Here is a 24,632-nt window from a genome sequence, read left to right as displayed (position 1 = left end):
CCTAAGAGGCGGGCTGAATCCATATCAGAGGAGACATGGAGGAGACAGGTGTAACTATAGCGAATTGATTTCCGCATTGCAACATTTCCGTAGAGAAAATCAGGATTTTCCCTCGAATGCGCACTCTAGCGCGCTAGTTAGCATCCGACCCCTTCTCGTTCTCCCGGTCGAGCACCGCTCCCAGCGCATCGCGCAGCAGCGCGACCGGCCGTGTCAGGCGGCCCGGCAACGCACCGTGCACGATCCACACGTTGATCCGCGTCTCCAGTCCCGCCGTTTCCACCACCCTCAGTGCATCGCGATGCGCACTGCGCGCCAGCGCATTTGGCGACGCGATCCCGATGCCCGCACCGCGCGCGACGAGCGACAACTGCAACTCCGAACCGAACGCCTCGACCGCGACGTCGAACGGCAGCCCGGCCGCGCCGAGCGCACGGCTCAGCGCCGAACGCATCCCGCAGCCGTCCTGGCTCAGCACCCACGGAAAACCCGACAGCACGTCGAGCGACAGCGGGCCGTCCGGCAGCGGGAAGTCGCGCGCGGCGACGAGCACGGTCGGCTGCGTGCCGAGCAGCGTAGCCGTCAGCGTGTCGGGTAGCGCCGCGCTGGTCGGCACCATGACCGTCGCGACATCGAGCGTGCCGCGTTCGATGCCCTGCACCAGCGCCGGCGACCAGCCTGCCGTCACGCGCAGCGTCAGTCGCGGAAACGTGTCGCGCAGCTGGTCGATCGGCCGCTCGAGCGCCAGCTCGGACAGGAACGGCGGCACGCCGATGCGCAGTTCGCCTGACGGCTCGCTGTCGGGTGCGCCAGCCGCCATCAATTCGTCGACCGCACCCAGCACGTTGCGCGCGAGCGCATAGACGTCGCGCCCGGCGGCCGTGGGCTTCAGCGGCTTGCTCTGCCGCTCGAGCAGCGGCATGCCCAGCAGCGTCTCGAGGTTCTGCACGCGTCGCGTGAGGCCCGGTTGCGTCAGATGGAGCTTCGCGGCGGCGGCGACCATCGACCCGCTGTCGACCACCGCGACGAACGCCTGGAGATCACGCGTATTCAAAGCAAACTCGCATAATCATGTTAGACATATTTCAATTGTCGCATAAACATCGGGCGCCTACGATGGGACTTCCTTCGCTCAAGACCCGAGGCCTTCGATGAACTGCCCTGCCGATTCCTGCCCGCCCGCCGGTCACCCCGCGCGCGGCGCACCGCCCGCGCTCAGTGCAGGCATGACGCTCTTCTTCGCCGCGACGGTCGGCGTGATCGTGATGGACCTGTTCGCCGCGCAGCCGCTGACCGGCCCGATCAGCGCTGACCTGCAGCTGCCGCCCGGCCTCACGGGCCTCGTCGCGATGCTGCCGCAGCTCGGGTACGCAGCGGGCCTCGTGCTGCTGGTGCCGCTCGTCGACCTGCTCGAGAACCGCCGTCTGATCGTGGCGACGCTCGTCGCGTGCGCGACCGCGCTCGCGCTGCCGGCGTTCACGCGGTCCGGCACCGTCTTCCTGCTCGCGACGCTGGCCGCGGGCGCCGCGTCGAGCGTGATCCAGATGCTGGTGCCGATGGCCGCGTCGATGGCGCCCGAAGCGCAGCGCGGGCGGGCAGTCGGCAACGTGATGAGCGGATTGATGCTCGGCATCCTGCTGTCGCGGCCACTCGCCAGCCTGATCGCGGGCACGGCCGGCTGGCGCGCGTTCTACGCGCTGGCCGCGCTCGCGAACGCGGCGATCGCGGCGGTGCTCGCGCGGCGCCTGCCGCCGCGCGTGCCGCCGGTGACGGCCGGCTATCGCGCGCTGCTCGCGTCGATGGGCCGCCTGCTGGCCGACGAACCGGTGCTGCGCCGACATGCGCTGTCGGCCGCGCTCGCGATGGCCGCGTTCAGCGCGTTCTGGACCGCCGTCGGGCTGCGGCTCGCGCAGCCGCCATTCGGCCTCGACCTGCATGGAATCGCGCTGTTCGCGTTCGCCGGCGCAAGCGGTGCGATCGTCACGCCGTTGGCCGGCCGCGCCGGCGATCGCGGCCACGGCCCGGCCGCGCAGCGCATCGCGCACGTGACGATGCTCGCCGCGCTCACCGTGCTCGGCATCGCCGGCGCCGGCTGGTTCGGCTTCGATGCGCACGCGCACCGCGGGCTCGCGCTGGCGCTGCTGGCCAGCGGCGCGGCGCTGCTCGACGCGGGCGTGATCGTCGACCAGACGATCGGCCGCCGGGAAATCAACCTGCTGAATCCGGCCGCGCGCGGGCGTCTGAACGGGCTGTTCGTCGGGTTGTTCTTCGTCGGCGGGGCGCTCGGCGCGGCGCTCGCGGGCAGCGCATGGGCGTGGGGCGGGTGGAGCGCCGTGTGCGGCGTCGGCTTCGCATTCGCAGGCGCGGCCGCGGCATTCGGCTTGTCGGCGAGCCGCCGGGCCGGCGCCGCCGCATGGCCGCGCGCTTGACGCGGGCCCGGACAGGAAAACGCCCCGCCCTCTGACGAGGTGCGGGGCGTCCGGCGGACCGCGCAGGCTTGATTCAGTGACGGACCAGCGCCATCATCGCGCCGAAGCCGACGAAGATGCCGCCCGTCAGCCGGTTGAAGACCTTCGCGACGCTCTGGCTCTTCAGCGTCGCGCCGATGCGCGTGCCGAACGACGCGTAGACGAGATACCAGCTGACCTCGATCACCGCGAACGTGACGACGAGGATGCCGAACTGCGGCAGCGTCGGCTCGGATGCGTTGATGAACTGCGGCAGCAGCGCGGCCGCGAACAGGATCGCCTTCGGGTTGCTTCCCGCGACCAGGAAACCGTTGCGGAACAGCGCCGAGCGCGATGCCGACGCGACCTGGCGCGACACCGTTTCGACGTCGGCGGCAGGCTGCTCGTCGTCGACGCGCGCACGCCACGCCTTCACGCCGAGGTAGATCAGGTAGGCCGCGCCCGCAAAGCGCAACGTGTTGAACATCGCCGGCCAGGCCTCGAGCACGGCACCGAGGCCCGCCGCCGACACCGACAGCATCAGCACCAGCGCGGTGAGACAGCCGGCCATCGTCCACGCCGAACGCCGCAGCCCGTGCCGCGCGCCGTGCGTCATCACGAGCAGCATGTTCGGACCCGGAATCGCCGACACGACGAACACCGTCGCCACGAAAAGCCACCACGTATGCAGGTTCATGACCACCCCGACCGAAAGAGAAACGAAACGTCGATTATGCCGCGCACGCGGCGTGTCTGTCCCGCGCCGGCTCAGCGGCCCGCGCGGCGCAGCGCGACTTCGCCGAGCACCGCGAAGTCCTGTTCGCCGCCGCCGTGCGCGAGCGCATCGAGCAGACTGTCGCGCACGACGCTCGCCACCGGCAGCGGGACCGACGCGGCGTCGCCGGCCTGCAGCGCGAGCCGCACGTCCTTCAGCCCGAGGCGCGCCTTGAAACGCGCGGGCTCGTAGCTGCGCTCGGCGATCATCCCGCCATAGCCTTCGTAGACCGGCCCCGGAAACACGCTGTTCGTGATGACGTCGAGGAAGTCGCGCATCGCGACGCCGTGCGCGCCGAGCAGCGCGGACGCCTCGCCGAGCGTCTCGATCGCCGACGCGAGCGTGAAATTCGCGGCGATCTTCGCGACGTTCGCGTGCTGCGGCAGCGAGCCGAAGCGCCAGGTCTTCTGGCCGATCGCGTCGAACAGCGGCTGCACGCGGTCGATTGCCTCGGCCGGGCCGCCGGCCATGATCGTCAGGCGCGCGGCGGCCGCGACGTCCGGACGCCCCATCACGGGCGCGGCGACGTAGGCGAGGCCGCGCGACGCATGCGCGTGCGCGAGCGACTCGGCGAGCGCAACCGACACCGTGGCCATGTTCACGTGGATCAGGCCGCGCGGCGCCTGCGCGAGCAGCGCGTCGTCGAATACTTCGCGCGCCGCGGCATCGTCGGCGAGCATCGAGAAAACGGCATCGCCGCGAAACGCGTCGGCAGGCGTCGCGACGATCTGTGCGCCGAGCGCGGCGAGCGGCTCGGCGCGCTCGCGCGACCGGTTCCAGACCCGCACGTCATGCCCCGCCTTCAGCAGGTTCGTCGCGATCGCCTGCCCCATTTCGCCCAGCCCGATAAATCCGAGATCCATTTCCCCGCTCCTTCGCTCGTGAAGCGTGGAGTTAAACACAGATGGCGGTGACCTGCAGCCCCGGCGACCGGCTGCACGCGGTGCGATACTGCCCGGATGGCGACCGCGATCTTCCGCTTCCACGGTGAACTGAACGCATTTCTCGCTCGCGCCCAGCGCGAGCGCGCGTTCGCGCACGCGTTTTCCCGCGACGCGACGGTCAAACATGCGATCGAGGCGCTCGGCGTGCCGCATACGGAAATCGGCCGGCTCTGCGTGAACGGCGCACCGTCCGCCCTCGACCGGCCGCTCGGCGACGGCGACCGCGTCGACATCCATCCGGAGCGCGCGCAGCCGTCGGCCGCATCCCCGCAGCCGCAACCGGACCGCTGGCGCTTCGTCGCCGACGCGCACCTCGGCGGCCTTGCGCAGCTGCTGCGCCTCGCCGGCTTCGACACCTGCTACGACAACCACTACCGCGACGACGAACTCGTCGCGCTCGCCTCGCGCGAAGGCCGGATCGTGCTGACGCGCGACCGCGAGCTGCTCAAGCGCCGCGCGGTCGCACGCGGCTGCTACCTGCACGCGCAGCAGCCGGACGCGCAGTTGCGCGAGCTGTTCGCGCGGCTCGACCTCGCGCCGCACATGTGGCCGTTCCGGCTGTGCCTGCGCTGCAACGCGCCGCTGCACGCGCTCGACGCGGCGGACGCCGCGCCGCGCGTGCCGGCCGGCGTCCGGCAGCGGCACCGGCGCTTTGCCGCGTGCGACGTGTGCCAGCGGGTGTTCTGGGAAGGATCGCACTGGCGCCGGATGCGCGCGGTGGTCGACGCGATGCGCGCGCCGCCGCCCGGTGCCCTCGACGTTCCGGACGCGGCGGACGCCTGAAAAAACAAAACCCCGCATGCCGAAGCGTGCGGGGTTTCGCGACGGATGGCTGGCAGCGCCAGCGCCGGGGAAGCGCGCTTAGTTCGCTGCGCCCGCGTCGTTCGTGCCGGCGGCCGAAGCGGCTGCGGCCTTTGCCTTGCCCTTTGCCGAACCGTGCTGCTTCAGCTGGTGCTTCGGCTTGCTGTGATCCTTCTTCATCGGTGCGGAAGCGGGTGCCATCGCGCCTGCCGGAGCCGACGCCGACTCCTGTGCGAATGCCGAAACCGATGCGAGAGCGAATGCTGCGGTCATGATCGAAGCGAGCGTCTTCTTCATTGTTCTTCCTTTAGCGGAGAAAAAATCAAACGTACCGGTAAGTGATGCGAGGCATCCGCATCGGAACATCAGTCGCGCCGGATCGCCGGTCGCCGCCGGGCGGCCCGGCTCATGCCTTTCCGCCTCGACAAATACTGATGCACTGGCTCCATAACGCATCGCCCGCGCGACGAGTTGACATGCGGCTTGCATCCTTCGGGTTTCCCCGGGGGGAGCCGGTTTCGGGCCCGCGCGACGCGCCGCGGGACGTGCATCAATCGTCCGACAAACCGTCTCTCGCGCCCGCCGCGGCGACGCTATACTGGCCTCCTTCCGTCCCAACCGGACGCGGCCGGTCACAGACCGCCGCCGTCGCGAGGCGCCCAAATTGCCCGATCACAATCTGGACAAACTGAAAATCGACCGGCGTCCCGTCGCAACCGCGCCACGCCGGCGCCGGTGGGTCCGCTATGCGGTCGCCGCCGCGCTCGTCATCGTCGCGATCGTTGCCGTGCTGGCGCTCACCGGCCGCCCGACGGTCGACACGACCGCCGTCACGTCCGCCTACCCGTACCAGAACGACACCCAGCTCAACGCGACCGGCTACGTCGTGCCGCAGCGCAAGGCCGCGGTCGCGTCGAAAGGCCAGGGGCGCGTCGAATGGCTCGGCGTGCTCGAAGGCACGCGCGTGAAAAAGGACGAGATCATCGCGCGGCTCGAAAGCCGCGACGTGGAAGCGTCGCTGGCGCAGGCACGCGCACAGGCGCAAGTCTCCCGCGCCAACCTCGGCGTCGCTCAGGCGGAGCTGAAGGACGCGGAGATCGCGCTGCGCCGCACCGCCGTGCTCGCGCCGAAGGGCGCGGTGCCGGCCGCACAGCTCGACATCGACACGGCCCGCGTGAACAAGGCGCGCGCATCGGTCAACAGCGACGAGGCCGCGATCGCGTCCGCCGAGGCCAATGCGCAGGCCGCGCAGGTCGCGGTCGATCAGACGGTGATCCGCGCGCCGTTCGACGGCATCGTGCTGGCAAAGCACGCGAACGTCGGCGACAACATCACGCCGTTCTCGTCCGCGTCGGACAGCAAGGGCGCGGTCGTGACGATTGCCGACATGGAGACGCTCGAGGTCGAGGCCGACGTCGCCGAATCGAACATCGCGAAGATCCGCGCCGAGCAGCCGTGCGAGATCCAGCTCGACGCGCTGCCCGACATGCGCTTCGCGGGCCGCGTGTCGCGCATCGTGCCGACCGTCGACCGCTCGAAGGCGACGGTGCTCGTGAAGGTGCGTTTCGTCGACCGCGACGAGCGCGTGCTGCCCGACATGAGCGCGAAGATCGCGTTCCTGTCGAAGCCTGCTTCGCCGCAGGACCGGCAGCCGGTGACCGCCGTGCAGGCGAGCGCGGTGGTCGAGCGCGACGGCCGGCCGGTCGTGTTCGTCGTGAAGGACGACACCGTGCATGCAACGGCGGTGACCAAGGGCGCGCGGATCGGCGAACTCGTCGCGATCCGCGGCGTGAAGCCCGGCGACACGGTCGTGCTCGCGCCGGGCGCGAAGCTGAAGGACGGCGCGAAAGTGACCGTCGCGAAGAAGTAGCGTGGCGCGCGTGAACGACGCCTCGCCGCCGCTCGTCGAGATCAGCCACGTCGCGAAGTCGTACCGGCGCGGCCACCAGATCGTGCCGGTGCTGACCGACATCACGCTCGACATCGGCGAAGGCGACTTCGTCGCGCTGATGGGGCCGTCGGGTTCCGGCAAGAGCACGCTGCTCAATCTCATCGCCGGCATCGACCGGCCCGACAGCGGCGAGCTGCGCGTGGGCGGCCTCGACATCTCGCGGCTCGAGGAGGCGCAACTCGCCGAATGGCGCGCGGCGAACGTCGGCTTCATCTTCCAGTTCTACAACCTGATGCCCGTGCTCACCGCGTTCGAGAACGTCGAGCTGCCGCTGATGCTCACGCACCTGTCGCGCCGCGAACGGCGCGAGCACGTCGAGATGGTGCTCGACATGGTGAATCTCGGCGACCGGAAAACCCATTACCCGTCCGAGCTGTCGGGCGGCCAGCAGCAGCGCGTCGCGATCGCGCGCGCGTTGATCACCGATCCGGTGCTGATCGTCGCCGACGAGCCGACCGGCGACCTCGACCGCGCATCGGCCACCGACGTGCTCGCGATGCTGCAGCGGATGAACGCCGAGCTCGGCAAGACGATCATCATGGTGACCCACGATGCGCACGCGGCCGCCGCCGCGCGCTCGGTCGTGCATCTGGAAAAAGGGGAGCTGATCGATGGGCACGCCGTCTGACGGACGGGAGCGCGCGCGATGTACGTGCTGAAGCTGATCGCGCGCAATGCGCTGCGGCACCGGCTGCGCACGCTGCTGACCGTGCTCGGGCTGACCATCGCGGTGCTGGCGTTCGGGCTACTGCACACCGTCGTCGACGCGTGGTACGCAGGCGCGGCCGCCGCGTCCAGCGGCCGGCTCGTCACGCGCAACGCGATCTCGCTCGTGTTCCCGCTGCCGGTCAGCTACGAGAACCGGATCCGCGGTGTCGACGGCGTGACGGCCGTGGTCCGCTCGAACTGGTTCGGCGGCATCTACCGCGACCCCAAGAACTTCTTCGCGAGCTTCGCGGTGTCGGAGAACTATCTCGACCTGTATCCGGAATTCATCCTCCCGGCGCAGCAGCGCGCGGACTACGACCGCGACCGCCGCGGCTGCCTCGTCGGGCGCCAGCTCGCGACGCAGTTCGGCTTCAAGATCGGTGACGTGATTCCGCTGAAAGGCACGATCTACCCGGGCACGTGGGACTTCGTCGTGCGCGGCATTCTCGACGGCCGCGACGATTCGACGATCACGCGCCAGCTGGTGTTCCACTGGGATTACCTGAACGAGACGGTGCGCAAGCGAACGCCGAAGCAGGCCGACCAGGTCGGCGTGTTCGTGCTCGGGGTCGCGAACCCGGACGACGGCGCCGCGATCGCGCGAAACGTCGACGCGGTGTTCAAGAACTCGCTCGCCGAAACGCTGACCGAGACCGAGCAGGCGTTCCAGCTCGGCTTCGTCGCGATGTCGAACCAGATCATCGCGGCGATCCGCGTCGTGTCGTACGTGGTGATCCTGATCATCATGGCCGTGATGGCGAACGCGATGGCGATGAGCGCGCGCGAACGCACCGCCGAATACGCGACGCTGAAGGCGCTCGGCTTCGGCCCCGGCTTTCTCGCGATGATCGTGTTCGGCGAATCGGTCGTGATCGCGGTGGTCGGCGGCGGGCTCGCGATGCTCGCGACACCGCCGGCCGCGAGCCTCTTCAAGCAGGCCGCGGGCGGCATCTTCCCGGTATTCAAGGTGTCGGCCGAAACGATGGCGCTGCAGGCCGCATGCTCGGTCGCGGTCGGCCTCGCGGCCGCGCTCGTGCCGGCGTGGCAGGCGGCGCGCGTGCGCGTGGTCGAAGGCCTGCGGGCGATCGGATAGGCGCATGGCCATTCCACTCACCTACATCGCGCGCAACCTGTGGACCCGCCGGCTCACCACCGCACTCACCGCGGGCGGGATGGCACTGGTGATCTTCGTGTTCGCGACGGTGCAGATGCTCGACGCGGGGCTCACGCAGACGCTCGTGTCGACCGGCGAACCGGACAACGCGGTGGTGATCCGCAAGGGCGCCGAAACTGAGATTCAGAGTGCGATCGACCACCAGCAGGCCAACGCGCTCGAGATGCACCCGGCTGTCGCGCTCGGCCCCGACGGCCGGCCGCTCGTGTCGAAGGAAGCGGTCGTGCTGATTTCGCTGGTAAAGACGTCGTCCGGCAAGCCGTCGAACGTCGTGATCCGCGGCGTGTCGCCGGCCGGCCTCGCGCTGCGCCCGCACGTGAAGCTCGTCGCCGGCCGCATGTTCACGCCCGGCTCGTCGGAGATCATCGTCGGCAGCGCGATCGCGAAGGGGTTCAGCGGCACGCAGCTCGGCGACAGCCTGCATTTCGCGCAGCGCGACTGGACCATCGTCGGCATCTTCGACGCGGGCGGCAGCGGCTTCGACTCGGAGATCTGGGGCGACGTCGACCAGTTGATGCAGTCGTTCCGGCGCACCAGCTATTCGTCGATGGTGCTGCGCATCCCGAGCGCCGACGGCTTCGCGCGCTTCAAGGCCGACATCGACGTCGACCCGCGCCTGACGGATGAAGCGAAACGCGAGCAGACGTTTTACGGCGACCAGTCGAAGGCGTTGTCGACCTTCATCAACATCCTGGGCATCACGCTGTCGACGATCTTCTCGATCGCCGCGATGATCGGCGCGATGATCACCATGTATGCGTCGGTCGCGAACCGCACCGCCGAAATCGGCACGCTGCGCGCGCTCGGCTTCAAGCGCATGAACGTGCTCGCCGCGTTCCTGCTGGAGGCGCTGCTGCTCGGCTTCGTCGGCGGTGTCGCGGGGCTCGCATCCGCATCGCTGATGGAGTTCGCGTCGTTCTCGACGACCAACTTCCAGACCTTCTCCGACCTGTCGTTCCGCTTCGTGCTGACGCCCGCGATCGTCGTGAAGACGCTGCTGTTCTCGCTCGTGATGGGGCTCGTCGGCGGCTTCCTGCCGGCGATGCGCGCCGCGCGGCTGAACATCGTCGACGCGTTGCGCGCGCAGTGACGCGCGCGGCCCCTCACGCCCGACGCTCGCGCGGCACCCACGCGCCGTGGAACCCGGCCGGCACGCGGCGCGGCAGGTGCACCGTCGCGACCGGCGCCGCGTCGATCGCGCGCGCATCGAGGATCACGACATCGCTCGTATCCGTCGCCGCGCGGTAGACCACCACCAGCAGCCAGCCGTCGTCCTCGTCGGTGCCGCCCGGGCGCGGCACGAACACCGGCTCACCGTTCTGGTCGCCGGCCGGCACCGCGTAGCGGGTCGTCGTGCCGCGCACATGGTCGAAACGCATCACGCCGCGCATCTCGGCGTTGTTCGGCTGCTCGACCACATACAGGTAGCGGTAGCGGCGCCCCGTCCGGCTTTCGTTGATGCGCGGCAGCTCGATGCCGCCGTCGGCCAGCGGCCCTTCGTCGATCAGCCCGTTCGCGGTATCGATCACGTAACGCCACAGCTCGCCGACCGGGTTGTCCGCGAAGCGGCCCGTGCGCGCGTCGAGCCGCAGGAACCACGGATAGCGCACCGCGTCGAGCACGATGCACGACGCATCGCAGTCGTACGCATTCACGACGTGCTGGATGAAGCACGGCTCGATGCCGAACCAGCGCACGTCTCCGCCGTGGCGCGGCATCACGCCGATCCGCGCGTCGCGGTCGTCGTGCCAGCGCAGCGGCATCCGGTGCCCCTGCTTCAGCATCGCGAAGTCGTAGCCGACGTTCAGGTCGAGCAGCAGGCTGCGGGTTTCGGTGATCGCGAGGTCGTGCATCATCGACGGCGCACGCACGTCGACGGCGAGGTCGACGCGCTGCACGCCCTGCGCATCCGCGACACCGTAGCGCAGCCACGGCGCGCGCCAGTCCGCGCGAAACAGGATCAGTTCGCCCGTCACCGGATCGACTTTCGGATGCGCCGTCATCGCGCCGCCGAACGCCGTGTGCCGCGCGGGCGCACCGAGCGTATCGAGCGCGGCCGTGATCGCGAGCGGCGCGCCGCCTTCCGCCAGCGCGAGCAATTCGCCGGCGTGCTGCAGCACGTTCACGTTCGGATTCGTGTCGGGCAGGTGCGGCGCCTGCTCCGGCGCGTGCACATCGGCCCAGCGGCGCGTGCGCGCCCAGCGGTTCCGGTAGCCGGCCGCGCGGCCGCGTTCGAACGCGATCGCGTGCAGCATCGCCGCTTCCGGCCACCACGACAGCACGTCGTTGCCCTCGAAACGGCCGCCCGGCGGATTCGGGCCGTTGCGCAGCAGCGTGCCGTCGAGTTCGGGCGGGATCGTGCCGGTCACGGGCAGGTCGACGAGGTCGACTTCGTCGGCGACCGGCGCGATCGCGCCGCGGTTCAGATCGAACGTCGTCATCGCGTCGTCTGCTCCGTCAGCAGTCTTCGGTCGACGGCGGCAAATCGCCGCGCGCCAGTGCGAGCGCATGGTCGCGCACCTCGTCCGGCCAGCCGGCAATCAGTTCGGTCATGCGCTCGAGGTCGTTCGCATACAGCGCACGCGCGGCCTCCTCGAATCCGGGCAGGTCGCCCGCGATCGCCGACATGAAGTGGTATGCGCGCGTCTGCGCGTCGCGGCGCCGGTCGGCCGCCGCGTGCGTGCGCCGCGCGTCCTCGACCAGCTTGCGCAGCGCGACGGACGCGCCGCCCGGCTGCGCGGCGAGCCAGTCCCAGTGACGCGGCAGCAACGTGACCTCGCGCGAGACGACGCCGAGCTTCGGACGGCCGCGGCCGCGTTGTTCGGCCGCGCCGGCGGGCTCGGCGGGCGCGGATGCCTCGCCCGGCACTGGCGCGTAACGCGCACGGATATCGTCCGCCGTGCCGCGCAGGTCGAGGTCGATCGAGCGGCCGGTCGCGTCGTCGAAGATTACGATGGTGCCGGACATCGCATTGCCGGCCGCCTGACGGACCGCCACCGCCACCGTCACGAGCGGGCCCGACGCGACGCGCCGGTGGCCATCGAACGCCGTGTAGGAAGGGAGAAGCATGGAGAGAGTCATCATGGTTGCCCGTGGGCAGGAATCGGAATGACGCCATTTTTATCCGGGTATAAATCATTGTCAATATCACCCGGGTAAAAAAGAGACATGCCGATGCCACGGATCGATCCAATTCCTGAATCGATCAAGTCAGCAATTGGCATGAAAGCGCAATTTTCGCCATGACAGAATGATCCGGACGCCCCGCCTCCGGGCATCGGCGTCCGGCCCCCGGCCGGCAAGACCACCACGAAAAAACGCGCGCACCGACGCGCAGCCGCACGACGGCACCTTCCGCCCTTCGGAGGAGACAGTCATGAATCCGCTTCACGCATTGCCGGCGTCCGCGTCGGCAACGGCCCGGCGCACCCGCGTGCGCTGGCTCGTGCTGACCGTGCTGTTCGCGGTCACGACGATCAACTACGCGGATCGCGCGGCGATCGCGATCGCGGGCCCGGCGCTCGCCCGCACGATGCACCTGAGCCATGTGCAGATGGGCTTCATCTTCTCGGCGTTCGGCTGGTCGTACGTGATCGCGCAACTGCCGGGCGGCTGGCTGCTCGACCGCTTCGGCTCGCGCATCGTCTATGCGTTCAGCATCTTCTTCTGGTCGCTGTTCACGCTGCTTCAGGGCGGCATCGGCTTCGTCGGCGGCGCGGCCGCGTTCGCGCTGCTGTTCGGATTGCGCTTCCTCGTCGGCGCGGCCGAGGCGCCGTCGTTCCCGGCCAACAGCCGGATCGTGTCCACGTGGTTTCCGGCCGCGGAGCGCGGCACCGCGTCGGCGATCTTCAACGCCGCTCAGTACGCGGCGACCGTCGTGTTCGCGCCGCTGATGGGCTGGCTCGTGCACGCGTACGGCTGGCAGTCGGTGTTCGCGGTGATGGGCGTGCTCGGCTTCGCGTTCGTGCTGGTGTGGAACCGCACGATGTACGACCCGAAGGTGCACCCGCGCATCAACGGCGCGGAGCTCGACTACCTCACCGAAGGCGGTGCGCTCGTGAACATCGACCAGGCGACCGGCGCGCGCGACGGCGGCCCGTCGATGCGTCACGTGAAGGCGCTGCTGAGGAACCGGATGCTCGTCGGCGTGTACGTCGCGCAGTATTGCATCAACGCCCTCACCTACTTCTTCATCACGTGGTTTCCCGTCTATCTCGTGCAGGCGCGCGGGATGTCGATCCTCAACGCGGGGCTCGTCGCGTCCATCCCGGCCGTGTGCGGGTTCCTCGGCGGGATTCTCGGCGGCATCGTGTCCGACGCGCTGCTCAAGCAGGGGCAGTCACTGTCGGTCGCGCGCAAGGTGCCGATCGTGATCGGCATGCTGTTGTCGATGTCGATGATCGTCTGCAACTACACCGATTCACACGTGCTCGTGGTGCTGTTCATGGCGCTGTCGTTCTTCGGCAAAGGGCTCGGCGCGCTCGGCTGGGCTGTCAACGCCGATACCGCGCCGCGCCAGATCGCCGGCCTGAGCGGCGCGCTGCTCAATACGTGCGGCAATCTTTCCAGCATTACGACGCCGATCGCGATCGGCTACATCGTCGACCGCAGCGGCTCGTTCAACGGCGCGCTCGTGTATGTCGTCGCGCACGCGCTCGTTGCCGTGATCTGCTACCTGTTCGTCGTCGGCGAAATTCGCCGCGTCGAGCTTCAATGATGAACGGCGTGGGCTGCGCCAGTGCACCCAGCGGCCCGCACGCCACCGGAACCAGGAGCGAACCGATGTCCGAACCCAGCCGTTCCGGCACCCCGCGCGTCACGCGCATGCAAGTGATTCCCGTCGCCGGCCGCGACAGCATGCTGTTGAACCTGTGCGGCGCGCACGCGCCGTATTTCACGCGCAACCTCGTGATCCTCGACGACAGCAGCGGCCACACGGGTGTCGGCGAAGTGCCCGGCGGCGAAGGCATCCGACAGGCGCTCGAACGGATGACCGATCTCGTGGTCGGCCAGTCGATCGGGCGTTACCAGGCGACGCTCAACGCGGTGCGCGCGGCGCTGTCCGGCACCGCTGCGGGGGCAGGACGCACGATCCGGCACGAGGTGACGTCGGCCGGCGAGGCGGCCGTGCTGCGCCAGCCGCACGAGATCAACCTGCGGCTCGACAACGTGATCACCGCGATCGAGGCCGCGCTGCTGGACCTGCTCGGCCAGCATCTCGACGTGCCCGTCGCCGCGCTGCTCGGCGAAGGCCAGCAGCGCGACGCAGTGCCGATGCTCGCGTACCTGTTCTACATCGGCGAGCGGCGCCGCACCGACCTGCCGTATCGCGACGAGATGCACGCGGCCGATCCGTGGTTCCGTCTGCGCAACGAAGCCGCGCTCACGCCGGCCGCGATCGCGCGGCAGGCCGAGGCTGCGGTCGAGCGCTACGGCTTCGTCGATTTCAAGCTGAAGGGCGGTGTGATGGCCGGCGCGGACGAGATGGAGGCGATCGCGGCGATCAAGGCGCGCTTTCCCGACGCGCGCGCGACGCTCGACCCGAACGGCGCGTGGTCACTCGACGAAGCGGTCGCTCTGTGCCGCGGGCAAGGTCACCTGCTCGCGTATGCGGAGGACCCGTGCGGGCCGGAAGCCGGCTACTCGGGCCGCGAGGTGATGGCCGAATTCCGGCGCGCCACCGGCATCCCGACCGCGACCAACATGATCGCGACGGACTGGCGGCAGATGGATCACGCGGTGCGGCTGCAGGCGGTCGACATTCCGCTCGCCGATCCGCACTTCTGGACGATGCAGGGTTCGGTGCGGCTCGCGCAGCTGTGCCGCGACTGGGGGCTCACGTGGGGTTCGCACTCGAACAACCACTTCGACGTTTCGCTGGCGATGTTCACGCACGCGGCCGCGGCGGCGCCCGGCACGATCACCGCGATCGACACGCACTGGATCTGGCAGGAAGGCGACGCGCGGCTCACGCGCGAGCCGCTCGAGATCGTCGGCGGCCAGGTGGCCGTGCCCGAGCGGCCGGGGCTCGGGATCGAACTCGACATGGCGCGGGTCGAGGCTGCCCATGCGCTGTACGTGCAAGTCGGCGGCACGGCGCGCGACGATGCGATGGCGATGCGGTATCTGGTGCCGGGGTGGACGTACGATCCGAAGCGGTCGAGTTTCGGGCGCGGGTGACGGCGGCGGGGCGGACATGCGAAAAAACAAAAAGGGTTCGGCCTTGCGACCGAACCCTTCGAATTCCGTTGGTGGAGCGGAGGAGGATCGAACTCCCGACCTTCGCATTGCGAACGCGACGCTCTCCCAGCTGAGCTACCGCCCCAACAGTCTTCAATCATACACACGCATTTCCGCGCTTGGCAATAGGGGTTCCGTCACCCCGGCGCGTCACTTTGACGGCGCGCCGGCCAGCACCCATTCGACCACGGAACGCAGCTCCGCGTCGCTCATGCGCGGATGCGCCGGCATCGGAATCGCGCCCCAGACGCCGGAGCCACCGTCCTTCACCTTCTTCGACAGCTTCGCGACGGCCTGCGGATCGGACTTGTAGCGGGCGGCGATGTCCTTGAACGACGGACCGACGAGCTTGCGGTCCACTGCGTGGCAACCCATGCACGCGTTGCCTCGCGCGACCTTGAGGCCGTCGCCGACGTCCGCCTGCGCCGTGCCGAGCGCACCGGCTGCGAGCGCCGCGGCTGCGGCGCCCTGCACCATCCATTGCCTGATCTTCATTTGCGTCGACTTCATTGCGGCGTTGTCTTCGGGTTGCCCGGGTGCACACTCGATGAATTCGAGATCGGTGCCGGCGGTTGCAGCGGCGTGGACTGGACCGACGCATCGGGCACCGCGCCGACCGTCGCGGCATCCGCAGGCGCGGCGGCGGCCTGCGCGCCGGACGCCCCGCTCGGCGACGCGGCCTGCAATGCCTGCGCGTCCTGCGGCTGGATGTACTGGAACACCTTCACGACCTTCTCGACGCCCGGCACCTGGCTGGCTGCATCGGCGCCGCGATTGCCTTCGTCGACCGTCACGAGCCCCATCAGGTAGACGTTGCCGCGCTCGCTGACGACCTTGTAGTAGTTCGCCGACAGCCCCTTCGTCGCGATCAGCTCGGACTTCACGCGCCCTTCGAGGTACGAGTCGTTCGCGCGCGACGACAGCGACGACGATGGCTCGACCGACAGCTCGTTGACGATGCCGTTCACGTTGTTGATGCCGCGCACGATTTCCTCGGCGCGCTGCTTCGACGCATTGTTCGGCACTTCGCCCGTCAGCAGCACGCGGCGGTTGAACACCGTCACGTTCACGTGCGACTGATCCGGCAGCCCGTTGTTGATTTGCGAGAGCGACTTGACCTGGATCTCGCGATCCTCCGTCTGCGCGCCGAGCGTACGGCGATCGGTCGCGATCAGCGCGCCGCCGCCGGCCGCCGCCCCAAGCACGCCGAGCACGCAGCCCTGCAGGGACATCGCGAGGCCCGCCGTCAGCGCGGCGAGCAACGTGGTTCTGACGAGCGTCTGTTTGACGCGACTTTGATTCATCGACGGCTCTCCTTCGTTCAATCCTCACCCAGCAGCATCGCGTCGATGCCGTCGCACAGGCAGTGGATGGTCAGCAGATGGACTTCGTGGACGCGTGCCGCACGCGAGGCGGGCACGCTGATCGGAATATCGGTGTCGGACAGCGCGGCCCCGACGGCATGGCCGTCGCCGCCCGTCAGCGCGACGACGGTCATCTCGCGCTCGTGCGCCTCGTCGATCGCGGCCAGCACGCGCGGCGACGCGCCGCTTGCGTCGAGCACCAGCAGGATGTCGCCGGTCTGCCCGAGCACGCGCACCTGCTGCGCGAACAGCTGATCGGCGGCGACTGCCCCCGTGAGACCGCCCTGCGACGCATCGGTGGCCAGCGCAATCGCGGGAAGGCCCGGACGCTCGCGCTCGAAACCGCCGACGAGCGACACGGCGAGGTAGTGCGCTGCGGCGGCCGACGGGCCATCCCCGCATGCGACGATCTTGTTGCCGTTCGCCAGCGCGGCGAACATTGCGTCGACCGCGGCCGCGATCGGCAACGACAGCGCATCGGCCGCTTCGGCGTGAAGCGCGGCGCTGTCGCGGAAATGTTGCTGAATACGTTCGACTGACATCGATTCCTGGTGAACTGGGCGCGCATGGCACGCAGCGCGCAACGTCATGGGTGCGGCGAGTTTACCGCACTCCGGCACCCTCTCCGGGGGTATGACAAGAACTCTTTACATCTCGTCACAGCTCGCGGCTACGCGTCGTCGGCACGAAATGCATCGCGCAGCCACTCGAGCCGACCCGCCTCGAACGCAACGACGTCGAAACGGCATGCGGCACCCGCGCCGTGCCGCGCCCAGAAATGGAGCGCGGCCGCGACCAGACGCCGCCGCTTGCGCGAGCCGACGCTCGCGGCCGCGCCACCATGCCGGGCGCTGCGCCGCGCGCGCACCTCGACGAACACGAGCGTGCCGTCGGGCGTGCGCATCACCAGGTCGAGTTCGCCGCCGCGCATCGTCACGTTCGCCGCGACGAACGCGAGACCGCGACGTTCCAGGAACTGCCGCGCGCGCTGCTCGAACGTCGCGCCAATCGATCTTGATCGCGCCGTGCCGGAAAAGTTGCCGCCGCCGGTCGGCAAATCGCGCTTGTTGCCCGGCGCGGCGGGCGCCGCGTGGCACAATGCCGTCCTTGTTCCGCCTGCGCCGCGATTGCGCGCATTGCCTGCCATGACTGCCCTCCTCGAACTCGCGCAAACGCAGCACTACCCGGACGCCGCGCTCTACGTAATCGCGACGCCGATCGGCAACACCGCCGACATCACGCTGCGCGCGCTGCACGTGCTCGGCCTGGCCGACCGCATCGCGGCCGAAGACACCCGCAACACGGGCCAGCTGCTGGCCCGCTACGGCATCTCGAAACCGCTCGTCGCCGTGCACGAGCACAACGAGCGCGAAGCCGCGCTGCGCGTGATCGAGCTGCTGCGCGCGGGCGAACGCGTCGCGTACGTGTCGGACGCCGGCACGCCCGGCATTTCGGACCCCGGCGCGCGGCTCGTCGACGCCGTGCGTGCGGCGGGCTTCCCGGTGATTCCGCTGCCGGGCGCGAGCGCGGCCGTGACCGCGCTGAGCGTGGCGGGCGACTGGGCCGGCGCGTTCACGTTCGCGGGCTTCCTGCCGCCGAAGCCAAAGCAGCGTGCGAGCGCGCTGCAGGCGCTCGTGCGACACCCGTACGCACTGGTGTTCTACGAAGCGCCGCACCGGATCACGGACACCGTCGCCGCCCTCGCTGACGCGTTCGGCCCGGCGCGCCGGCTGCTGATCGCACGCGAGCTCACCAAGCTACACGAGCAGCTGTTCCAGGGCACCCTGGCCGAAGGACAGAGCTGGCTCGCCGGCGATGCGAACCGGCAGCGCGGCGAGTTCGTCCTGGTCGTCGAAGGCGCGCCGGCCGACGTCGGCGAAGCCGACGAGACCGCGCACGACGCGCTGCTCAAGCTGCTGCTGGAAGAAGTGCCGGTGAAGAGCGCGGCGAAGCTCGCGGCCGCGCTGACGGGCGCATCGCGCAACGCGCTGTATGCGCGCGCGCTGGCGCTGAAGGAAGGCTGACGCGCGAGCGCGGGCGGCACCCGCCGCCCGGCACGCGGAAACGAAAAAGGGCTGCCCGAAGGCAGCCCTTTCGCATGTGCGGACGAACCGCCGCGTTACTTCGACGACAGCGACGCGAGCATTTCGTCGCGCGCCTCGCGCGCTTCCTGCGGCGACAGCCCTTCGATCTTCACGCGGCCGGTGCCGGCATGCACGAGGCCGATCATCTTGGCGGCCGCGTAAGACAGGTCGAGCACGCGGCCGCGCTTGTACGGCCCGCGATCGTTGACCTTCACGACGACCCACTTGCCGCTCGACGCGTTCGTCACCTTGATGTACGACGACAGCGGCAGCGTGCGGTGCGCGGCGGTCAGCGCGTTCATGTTGAAACGCTCGCCGTTCGCGGTGCGACGGCCGTGGAAATCCCGGCCATACCACGATGCCCGACCCGTCTGGCGGAAGTCGGACACGTCCTTGCCGTCGATCGGCTCGGCGTCCGCCAGCGACGACTTCTTCGCGTCCTTGCTGTCGGCAGCCGGCATCGATGCCAGCGCGGAATCGAAATTCAGTTGCTGCTTGTCGTCGTCCGCTTTCGCGGCAGCGGCCGTCTTGTTGACCGCGTTCTTCTGGTTGGCGCTGCCGGTGGTCTGGCTGGATGGCACCGCACAGCCCGTCAGCGCGAAAAATAATGCAATGGTCCCGAATCGAGTCGGAAAACGAAAGTTCATCGACGTGTCGCCTTCTGGTTCGGGCCGCACCGATACAACGCTGCTCAACAACGCGGATACGCGGCCCGGACGGCAAATGCGTGCACGCCCCGCTCGGCTAAGCGAGCAGGCGGCTAGCATGGGCGCGGCTTTCGTCTCTGCCGCAACCGTCCTGATTAGTTTTCACGTCTGGCGCAACCTGTCCCCGGCAGCCTGACCAGACCCCACATGCCGCCATCGAACATGGCTATCACGTTCGCGCGCGTGGCGTACGGCCAACGCACAGGAACGGCGGCACAGGCCTCATCCGGCGGAGCGGCAGCAGGGCCGCAGAACGGGCGCGCAGCACCCGGCCGGACAAGACGTGAGCACCGAATGCTCGGTGCTGGATACACCACCGGACTCCCCGGCGGTCGATGCTTGACGGTGAATCCGACACCCCTTTTTTAACGGGGCCGAAACACCAGCGAATTGCGTGAAATTCACGCGCAATGGGCCGCATTATACATAAACCAAAAGCCCGGCTAGAAAAGCGCCCCTTCCGGACCATTGATTCTCACTATGAGTGTAACAATCGGCATGCTCCGGGATTGCCCGGAACCGCGCACCCGACGCCGCGCCGCAGGGCGGGCAGGCAGCGCGCGCGACCGGTACAATCGCTCCTTTTAGCCGCCGGTGTCTCCATGAAAGTCACGCTCATTCCGGTCACGCCGTTCCAGCAGAACTGCTCGCTGCTCGTCTGCGAGAAGACGGGCCGCGCCGCCGTCGTCGATCCCGGCGGCGACATCGAACGGATCGAACAGGAGATCGCGCGGCAGAACGTGCAGGTCGAGAAGGTGCTGCTCACGCACGGCCACGTCGATCACTGCGCGGGCGCGAAGGCGCTCGCGACACACTACGGCGTGCCGATCGTGGGACCGCAGGAAGACGAGCGCTTCTGGATCGAGCAACTGCCGATGCAGAGCCAGCGCTTCGGCTTCCCGGCCGCCGAGGCGTTCGAGCCGGACCAATGGCTGAAGGACGGCGACACCGTGCGGTTCGGCGACGAGACGCTCGAGGTCTATCACTGCCCGGGCCACACGCCCGGCCACGTCGTGTTCTTCAGCCGCGCGCATCGCGTCGCGATCGTCGGCGACGTGCTGTTCGCCGGCTCGATCGGGCGCACCGATTTCCCGCGCGGCAACCACGCGGACCTCGTGCGTTCGATCAAGGAGAAGCTGTGGCCGCTCGGCGACGATGTCACGTTCGTGCCGGGCCACGGCCCGGTGTCGACGTTCGGCGACGAGCGCCGCACGAACCCGTTCGTGTCCGACAAGGTGTTCGGATGAACCAGACCGCCATCCCCGAAATCTACGTCAGCACCGACGTCGAGGCCGACGGCCCGATTCCCGGCCCGCACTCGATGCTGAGCTTCGCGTCGGCCGCCTATACCGAGGACAAGCAGCTGATCGCGACGTTCTCGGCGAACCTCGAGACGCTGCCCGGCGCGCAGGCCCACCCGGTGCAGGAAGCGTGGTGGAAGACGGAACCGGAAGCGTGGGCCGCGTGCCGGCGCGACCTGCAGGCGCCCGAGGCGGCGCTGGTCGCGTACGTCGAGTGGGTCGAGGCGCTGCCCGGCAAGCCGGTATTCGTCGCGATGCCGGCCGGTTTCGACTTCACGTTCATGTTCTGGTACATGATGCGCTTCGCGGGGCGCTGCCCGTTCTCGTGGTCGGCGCTCGACATCAAGACGCTCGCGTTCGCGATGACGGGCCTGCCGTACCGCAAGGCGATCAAGCCGCGCTTTCCGAAGCACTGGTTCGACGATCACCCGCACACGCACGTCGCGCTCGACGACGCGATCGAGCAAGGCGCGCTGTTCTGCAACATGCTCGCCGACCTGCGCCGTCAGCAGGCCGCGCTCGCGGGCCTCGCCGTGTCGGACACCGATCGGTCGGAAAACGCGGGGGCGGGACAAAACCCCACGGATCCGCGAGCAAATTAGCGAATCTCGCTCAACAGCGCAGCGTCAGATTGCCTTTCCTTTCCCGGCCCTCTAACATTCAGCGTGTTGTAGCTGCCGCATGGAGGCGCAGGTGACGCTCGATTCCTTTTCGCAAAAAATCCTTCGCCTGTTGCAACTCGACGCGCGCCGTTCCGTGCAGGAAATCTCCGACCAGGTCGGCCTGTCGAGCACGCCGTGCTGGCGCCGCATCAAGGACATGGAACAGTCGGGCGTGATCCAGCGCTACACGGCGCTGCTCGATCGCGAGAAGCTCGGCCTGCACGTCTGCGCGCTCGCGCACGTGCATCTGACCCGCCACAACGAAGGCGGCGTCGAGCAGTTCGAGCGCGAGATCGCGACCTGCCCGGAAGTCACCGAGTGCTACAGCACGACCGGCGAGGCCGATTACATCCTCAAGATCGTCGCGCCCGACATCAAGGCCTACGACGTCTTCCTCCACGAACGGATCTTCAAGATCCCGGCGGTGTCGCAGGTGCGCACGAGCGTCGTGCTGCGCGAAATCAAGTTCGACACGCAACTGCCGCTGTAACGCACGGGCCCGCGGTCGCCGGCGCCGCTCAGGCCTGCGCGGGCAATCCGCGCGTGAAGCCGATCCGACGCGCGCCGAACTGCCGCTTCAGCGCGTCGACGTCGAGCCGGCCGGCCAGCGACGCGTCGGTATCGCCCGCGCCGGCGTCGAGCGTCACGTCGATCTCGAGCCCCGTGCTCAGGTAGTGCAGGTTGATCGCGGCCGGATGCAGCCCGCGTTGCGCGAGCGCGGCCTCGAGCCGCGCCGCGATCTCGGCGCGCGGCGGCAGCGCGAGCGCCGGACGGCGCGCCGTGTCATTCTCCGGATCGACGTGGATCAGCGCGTCGAGCACGCGCGGGTCGCGCAGCACGCGCGCACGTGCGGTTTCCGCGATGTAGTGGCCTTCGGAGACGGAGATCATCGGATCGACAAGGATGTGCGCGTCGACGAGCGCCGCATCGCCCATCTTGCGGGTGCGCAGGTCGTGCACGTCGCGCACGCCCGGCGTCGCCTCGAGCAGCGCGCGGATCTCGGCCGTGTCGGCGGTGTCGAGTGCACGATCCGACAGGTCCTGAAGCGCGTCGTAGCCGAACGTCCAGCCCATGCGCGCGACCATGAAACCGACGATCGCCGCGGCGATCGGGTCGAGCAGCCGCACGCCGGCGAGACTGCCGACGATGCCGATCGCGACGACGAGCGACGATGCGGCGTCCGAGCGCGCATGCCACGCGTTCGCGACGAGCATCGCCGAACGCACGCGACGAGCCTCGCGCAGCATGTAGCGGAACAGCGCCTCTTTCGACACGAGCACGGTCAGCGCGACGATCAACGCGGAAAAATGGACGGCCGGGATGTTTTCGAGATTCACGAGCCGGTCACCGGCGCGCCAGAGCATGCCGATACCGACGGCGATCAGGATCGCGCCGAGAAACAGCGACGCGACGGTTTCATAGCGGCTGTGTCCGTAATTGTGATCGGCATCCGGCGATGCACCACTATGGCGATTGGCCACCAGTACGACAAAATCCGAGATCAGATCGGAAATCGAATGGATGCCATCGGCAATCAATGCCTGCGAATGCGCAACCACCCCGACGACGATCTGAAACGTCGCAAGCACCACATTCAGCACAATACTAACGAGGGTGCTCTTGCGCGCGACCGCGTGCTTATCTGCGCTTTGCGCGTCGTCGGAAAACGTGGACATGAAATGCTAGATATCGGTTGTGATACGGAATTCTATCAAACGAAGTCCGCCCGGCATTCCGATAACCCCAAATTTTCCATTCAAATCAACCGCTTATGCGAACGGGTTGCATTTTCATTCACACCCGCGCCTGACATTTTCATGACAAAACGCATACAATCCGGTGCCGGAATGCAAAAAGCCGCGCTCCTCGACGGATGCGCGGCTCTTTTCGAGACGTCGACTTAAACGATCGTTTAAATCGCAAACTGTTCGCGGTTCTTGCCAGCGATCCAGCGCGGCGGCTTGCCGCGGCCCGACCACGTCGCGCCCGTTTCCGGATCACGGTATTTCGCGGCCACGCCTGCGCGCGGACGGCCAACCTTACCTGCCTTCGCGCGGCTGAGACCGAGTTCGGCGAGCGAAAAGCCGTAGTCGGCAATTTTCTGCTTCACGTCATTCAGCACTTCAGCGTATTCACGCGACTTCGCTTCTTCGATTTGCTTCTCCAGCTTCTCCCGCTGGGCCAGCAGGTCCTTGTAAGAAGACATAGTTTCCCTTTCTATCTGACCAATGGGGCCGGTCTGTTGCCAGCTCACCATTCATGAAATATATGTGCCTCGGATTTTCGAAGGCAGAGATTAGCACAAAAAAGATTTGATAGAAGCGAGATTCATGAAAATCCCGAGACCAATTGCAATTCACGCATGTCATTTTGACCGGCTGCGGCCTTTTCTCAAGTTTTTACGCACTTGCATAGAGATTAGGACATTATCGATCCGGTAATCGGCCTATCAGCATACGCAATTACCCTGCATGTGGGAAAATCAAAGCTTTCATCCGGCGACAAGTTCGGAAATATCGTACGGCGCGAGGCGTTATTCAGACATATCCGTATCCCTGCATCACGTCACCTCCCGAGCGCAGGCAATCAACCGTTCGCGCAACGCACCGGCGTCGCCCGGCACTGAATCGAACGGCGTGCGTACGCGGCGGTTGTCGCAGCGCCAGTCGGCTCCGTGGCGATCGACGCCGAGCAGGTCGAGCCCGTCGCGGCGCGCATCGCTCGAGTCGTACGCCTCCCACAACGCCCGTTCTTCGTCGAACCCAAGCGGCGGCAGCGCATCGAGGCCGGTGCCGTCCACCCAGCCCATCCGGCCGAATCCGCCGATATAGCGCAGCCGCTCGATGTCGAGTGCCCAGAACGTGAAATCGCCGAGCGCGAGGTAGCGTGCGGCATCGGGTTCGTAGCGCGTGTAGCGCGCGGCCACATGCGGATCGTCGCCGAGCTGCATGAAGCGGCCGAGCAGTGTCGCGCGCTCGGCGTTCAGCACGTCGCCGTCCGGCGCGTCGACGACGAGGAATCCCGCGCGCGGATCGGCGGCAAGGTTGCGCGTATGCTCGGCCAGGCCGCTCACGAGAATCACGGGTCGATGATTCGCATCGGGTGCGAACGGCACGACCGTCGGATAGGGAAAGCCTTGCGGGTCGCGCGCGTGGGTCGCGAGCGTGCCGAGCGCGCAACGGTGCAGCAGGTGCAGGGCAAGGGTGGGATCGATGTTCACGGTGACTCCTGCGGTCGGAAAGCCTGGGCGGCAACGGTGGCGATGACGCGCCGCGCTGGAACGCTTCGGGCACGCCGCCTGCGCACCGATGTTACTCGCGGCGGCGTCCCGCCGGGCATCGGCCGGATGACCGACGCGGACCGCACAAGCGGCGTGCGCGCCGAAGCCTGATCGGCCCAACGGCCAGCACGCCGGCAAGACCGTAAGCGGTTCGATAGAATCGGACCCATCCGACGGGCGCGACGCGCCCGCGC

27 protein-coding genes and 1 tRNA gene are annotated in these 24,632 nt (G+C 68.2%); 12 read left to right on the top strand and 16 right to left on the bottom strand.

Annotated elements, in window-relative coordinates; all coding sequences use genetic code 11:
- Positions 1-133: 133 nt before the first annotated feature.
- On the bottom strand, positions 134-1,054 hold the full coding sequence (locus LGM71_RS32855; RefSeq protein ID WP_059607769.1) for a LysR family transcriptional regulator: 921 nt from the start codon (positions 1,052-1,054) through the stop codon (positions 134-136).
- Positions 1,055-1,151: 97 nt separating this feature from the next.
- On the opposite strand from LGM71_RS32855, the gene LGM71_RS32850 reads away from it, so the two are divergent.
- On the top strand, positions 1,152-2,429 hold the full coding sequence (locus LGM71_RS32850; protein WP_226118672.1) for an MFS transporter: 1,278 nt from the start codon (positions 1,152-1,154) through the stop codon (positions 2,427-2,429).
- A gap of 73 nt (positions 2,430-2,502) precedes the next feature.
- On the opposite strand, the gene LGM71_RS32845 is transcribed toward LGM71_RS32850, so the two are convergent.
- Both LGM71_RS32845 and LGM71_RS32840 read right to left on the bottom strand, forming a co-directional pair.
- Positions 2,503-3,144, bottom strand: coding sequence for a LysE family translocator (locus LGM71_RS32845; protein ID WP_124628550.1), 642 nt, complete (start codon positions 3,142-3,144; stop codon positions 2,503-2,505).
- 71 nt (positions 3,145-3,215) lie between these two features.
- Positions 3,216-4,085 (bottom strand): NAD(P)-dependent oxidoreductase, encoded by an 870-nt coding sequence (locus tag LGM71_RS32840; RefSeq protein ID WP_059607766.1) that lies wholly within the window; start codon positions 4,083-4,085, stop codon positions 3,216-3,218.
- Between the two features lie 96 nt (positions 4,086-4,181).
- On the opposite strand from LGM71_RS32840, the gene LGM71_RS32835 reads away from it, so the two are divergent.
- The gene (locus LGM71_RS32835) at positions 4,182-4,949 is read left to right on the top strand and encodes a Mut7-C ubiquitin/RNAse domain-containing protein (RefSeq protein ID WP_226118669.1); all 768 of its coding nucleotides are present in this window, start codon (positions 4,182-4,184) and stop codon (positions 4,947-4,949) included.
- Positions 4,950-5,027: 78 nt separating this feature from the next.
- Here the strand turns inward: LGM71_RS32835 and LGM71_RS32830 are convergent, their stop codons facing one another.
- Positions 5,028-5,456, bottom strand: a complete 429-nt coding sequence (locus tag LGM71_RS32830; protein WP_226118667.1) for a hypothetical protein — start codon at positions 5,454-5,456, stop codon at positions 5,028-5,030.
- 175 nt (positions 5,457-5,631) lie between these two features.
- Between LGM71_RS32830 and LGM71_RS32825 the strand changes: the two genes are divergently transcribed.
- From LGM71_RS32825 to LGM71_RS32810, 4 genes are read left to right on the top strand one after another with little or no spacing between them, the layout of a single operon-like run.
- Positions 5,632-6,837, top strand: coding sequence for an efflux RND transporter periplasmic adaptor subunit (locus LGM71_RS32825; protein WP_226118665.1), 1,206 nt, complete (start codon positions 5,632-5,634; stop codon positions 6,835-6,837).
- A 10-nt stretch (positions 6,838-6,847) separates the two neighbouring features.
- Positions 6,848-7,546 (top strand): ABC transporter ATP-binding protein, encoded by a 699-nt coding sequence (locus LGM71_RS32820; RefSeq protein ID WP_059607770.1) that lies wholly within the window; start codon positions 6,848-6,850, stop codon positions 7,544-7,546.
- A gap of 18 nt (positions 7,547-7,564) precedes the next feature.
- Positions 7,565-8,719 (top strand): ABC transporter permease, encoded by a 1,155-nt coding sequence (locus LGM71_RS32815; protein WP_226118663.1) that lies wholly within the window; start codon positions 7,565-7,567, stop codon positions 8,717-8,719.
- A 4-nt stretch (positions 8,720-8,723) separates the two neighbouring features.
- Positions 8,724-9,890, top strand: a complete 1,167-nt coding sequence (locus LGM71_RS32810; protein WP_124905757.1) for an ABC transporter permease — start codon at positions 8,724-8,726, stop codon at positions 9,888-9,890.
- Positions 9,891-9,903: 13 nt separating this feature from the next.
- Here the strand turns inward: LGM71_RS32810 and LGM71_RS32805 are convergent, their stop codons facing one another.
- The 3 genes from LGM71_RS32805 to LGM71_RS32795 are packed head-to-tail and all read right to left on the bottom strand — an operon-like array spanning position 9,904 to position 12,024.
- Positions 9,904-11,241 carry a carotenoid oxygenase family protein gene (locus tag LGM71_RS32805; protein ID WP_226118661.1) on the bottom strand — a complete coding sequence of 446 codons (1,338 nt, stop codon included), beginning with the start codon at positions 11,239-11,241 and terminating at the stop codon, positions 9,904-9,906.
- Positions 11,242-11,257: 16 nt separating this feature from the next.
- Positions 11,258-11,881: a DUF2239 family protein gene (locus LGM71_RS32800; protein ID WP_226118685.1), complete on the bottom strand. Its 624-nt coding sequence runs from the start codon at positions 11,879-11,881 to the stop codon at positions 11,258-11,260.
- Positions 11,881-12,024: a hypothetical protein gene (locus LGM71_RS32795; protein ID WP_226118659.1), complete on the bottom strand. Its 144-nt coding sequence runs from the start codon at positions 12,022-12,024 to the stop codon at positions 11,881-11,883. The genes LGM71_RS32800 and LGM71_RS32795 overlap by 1 nt, the downstream gene beginning before the upstream one ends.
- A gap of 152 nt (positions 12,025-12,176) precedes the next feature.
- Between LGM71_RS32795 and LGM71_RS32790 the strand changes: the two genes are divergently transcribed.
- A complete protein-coding gene (locus LGM71_RS32790; RefSeq protein WP_124905761.1) occupies positions 12,177-13,517 on the top strand; it encodes an MFS transporter in 1,341 nt (446 codons plus the stop codon).
- Positions 13,518-13,582: 65 nt separating this feature from the next.
- Positions 13,583-14,980, top strand: coding sequence for an enolase C-terminal domain-like protein (locus tag LGM71_RS32785; protein ID WP_226118657.1), 1,398 nt, complete (start codon positions 13,583-13,585; stop codon positions 14,978-14,980).
- A 69-nt stretch (positions 14,981-15,049) separates the two neighbouring features.
- Here LGM71_RS32785 and LGM71_RS32780 read toward each other — a convergent pair.
- From LGM71_RS32780 to LGM71_RS32760, 5 genes are all read right to left on the bottom strand, one after another.
- Positions 15,050-15,125 (bottom strand) — tRNA-Ala (locus LGM71_RS32780).
- 65 nt (positions 15,126-15,190) lie between these two features.
- Positions 15,191-15,550 (bottom strand): c-type cytochrome, encoded by a 360-nt coding sequence (locus LGM71_RS32775; protein ID WP_124905320.1) that lies wholly within the window; start codon positions 15,548-15,550, stop codon positions 15,191-15,193.
- On the bottom strand, positions 15,547-16,344 hold the full coding sequence (locus tag LGM71_RS32770) for a BON domain-containing protein (protein WP_124905322.1): 798 nt from the start codon (positions 16,342-16,344) through the stop codon (positions 15,547-15,549). Before LGM71_RS32770 ends, LGM71_RS32775 begins: the two co-directional genes overlap by 4 nt.
- 17 nt (positions 16,345-16,361) lie before the next feature.
- Positions 16,362-16,946, bottom strand: coding sequence for an SIS domain-containing protein (locus LGM71_RS32765; protein WP_059601875.1), 585 nt, complete (start codon positions 16,944-16,946; stop codon positions 16,362-16,364).
- Between the two features lie 128 nt (positions 16,947-17,074).
- On the bottom strand, positions 17,075-17,503 hold the full coding sequence (locus LGM71_RS32760) for a YraN family protein (RefSeq protein WP_226118684.1): 429 nt from the start codon (positions 17,501-17,503) through the stop codon (positions 17,075-17,077).
- A 46-nt stretch (positions 17,504-17,549) separates the two neighbouring features.
- On the opposite strand from LGM71_RS32760, the gene rsmI reads away from it, so the two are divergent.
- Entirely contained in the window at positions 17,550-18,428 is an 879-nt protein-coding gene (gene rsmI, locus LGM71_RS32755) for a 16S rRNA (cytidine(1402)-2'-O)-methyltransferase (RefSeq protein WP_226118655.1), read from the top strand.
- A gap of 95 nt (positions 18,429-18,523) precedes the next feature.
- Here the strand turns inward: rsmI and LGM71_RS32750 are convergent, their stop codons facing one another.
- Positions 18,524-19,135: a septal ring lytic transglycosylase RlpA family protein gene (locus LGM71_RS32750; protein WP_124628615.1), complete on the bottom strand. Its 612-nt coding sequence runs from the start codon at positions 19,133-19,135 to the stop codon at positions 18,524-18,526.
- A 662-nt stretch (positions 19,136-19,797) separates the two neighbouring features.
- Between LGM71_RS32750 and LGM71_RS32745 the strand changes: the two genes are divergently transcribed.
- The 3 genes from LGM71_RS32745 (at position 19,798) to LGM71_RS32735 (ending at position 21,648) form a co-directional block, all read left to right on the top strand.
- Positions 19,798-20,442 carry an MBL fold metallo-hydrolase gene (locus LGM71_RS32745; protein WP_124628617.1) on the top strand — a complete coding sequence of 215 codons (645 nt, stop codon included), beginning with the start codon at positions 19,798-19,800 and terminating at the stop codon, positions 20,440-20,442.
- A complete protein-coding gene (locus tag LGM71_RS32740) occupies positions 20,439-21,098 on the top strand; it encodes a hypothetical protein (protein WP_059601885.1) in 660 nt (219 codons plus the stop codon). Before LGM71_RS32745 ends, LGM71_RS32740 begins: the two co-directional genes overlap by 4 nt.
- 79 nt (positions 21,099-21,177) lie before the next feature.
- Positions 21,178-21,648 (top strand): Lrp/AsnC family transcriptional regulator, encoded by a 471-nt coding sequence (locus LGM71_RS32735; RefSeq protein ID WP_006477376.1) that lies wholly within the window; start codon positions 21,178-21,180, stop codon positions 21,646-21,648.
- Between the two features lie 28 nt (positions 21,649-21,676).
- Here the strand turns inward: LGM71_RS32735 and LGM71_RS32730 are convergent, their stop codons facing one another.
- The 3 genes from LGM71_RS32730 to LGM71_RS32720 all read right to left on the bottom strand — a co-directional run bounded on the left by LGM71_RS32730 (position 21,677) and on the right by LGM71_RS32720 (position 24,378).
- Positions 21,677-22,834, bottom strand: a complete 1,158-nt coding sequence (locus tag LGM71_RS32730) for a cation diffusion facilitator family transporter (protein ID WP_059601887.1) — start codon at positions 22,832-22,834, stop codon at positions 21,677-21,679.
- Positions 22,835-23,070: 236 nt separating this feature from the next.
- Positions 23,071-23,364 carry an H-NS family nucleoid-associated regulatory protein gene (locus LGM71_RS32725; protein WP_006491875.1) on the bottom strand — a complete coding sequence of 98 codons (294 nt, stop codon included), beginning with the start codon at positions 23,362-23,364 and terminating at the stop codon, positions 23,071-23,073.
- Between the two features lie 354 nt (positions 23,365-23,718).
- A complete protein-coding gene (locus tag LGM71_RS32720) occupies positions 23,719-24,378 on the bottom strand; it encodes a HugZ family protein (RefSeq protein ID WP_226118653.1) in 660 nt (219 codons plus the stop codon).
- Between the last annotated feature and the right edge of the window lie 254 nt (positions 24,379-24,632).

The organism is Burkholderia sp. AU33545 (genome assembly GCF_020419685.1).
Classification (GTDB): Bacteria; Pseudomonadota; Gammaproteobacteria; order Burkholderiales; family Burkholderiaceae; genus Burkholderia; species Burkholderia diffusa.
The sequence above is the reverse complement of the archived record's forward strand: the minus strand, read 5'-3'. Positions and strand labels throughout refer to the sequence as shown.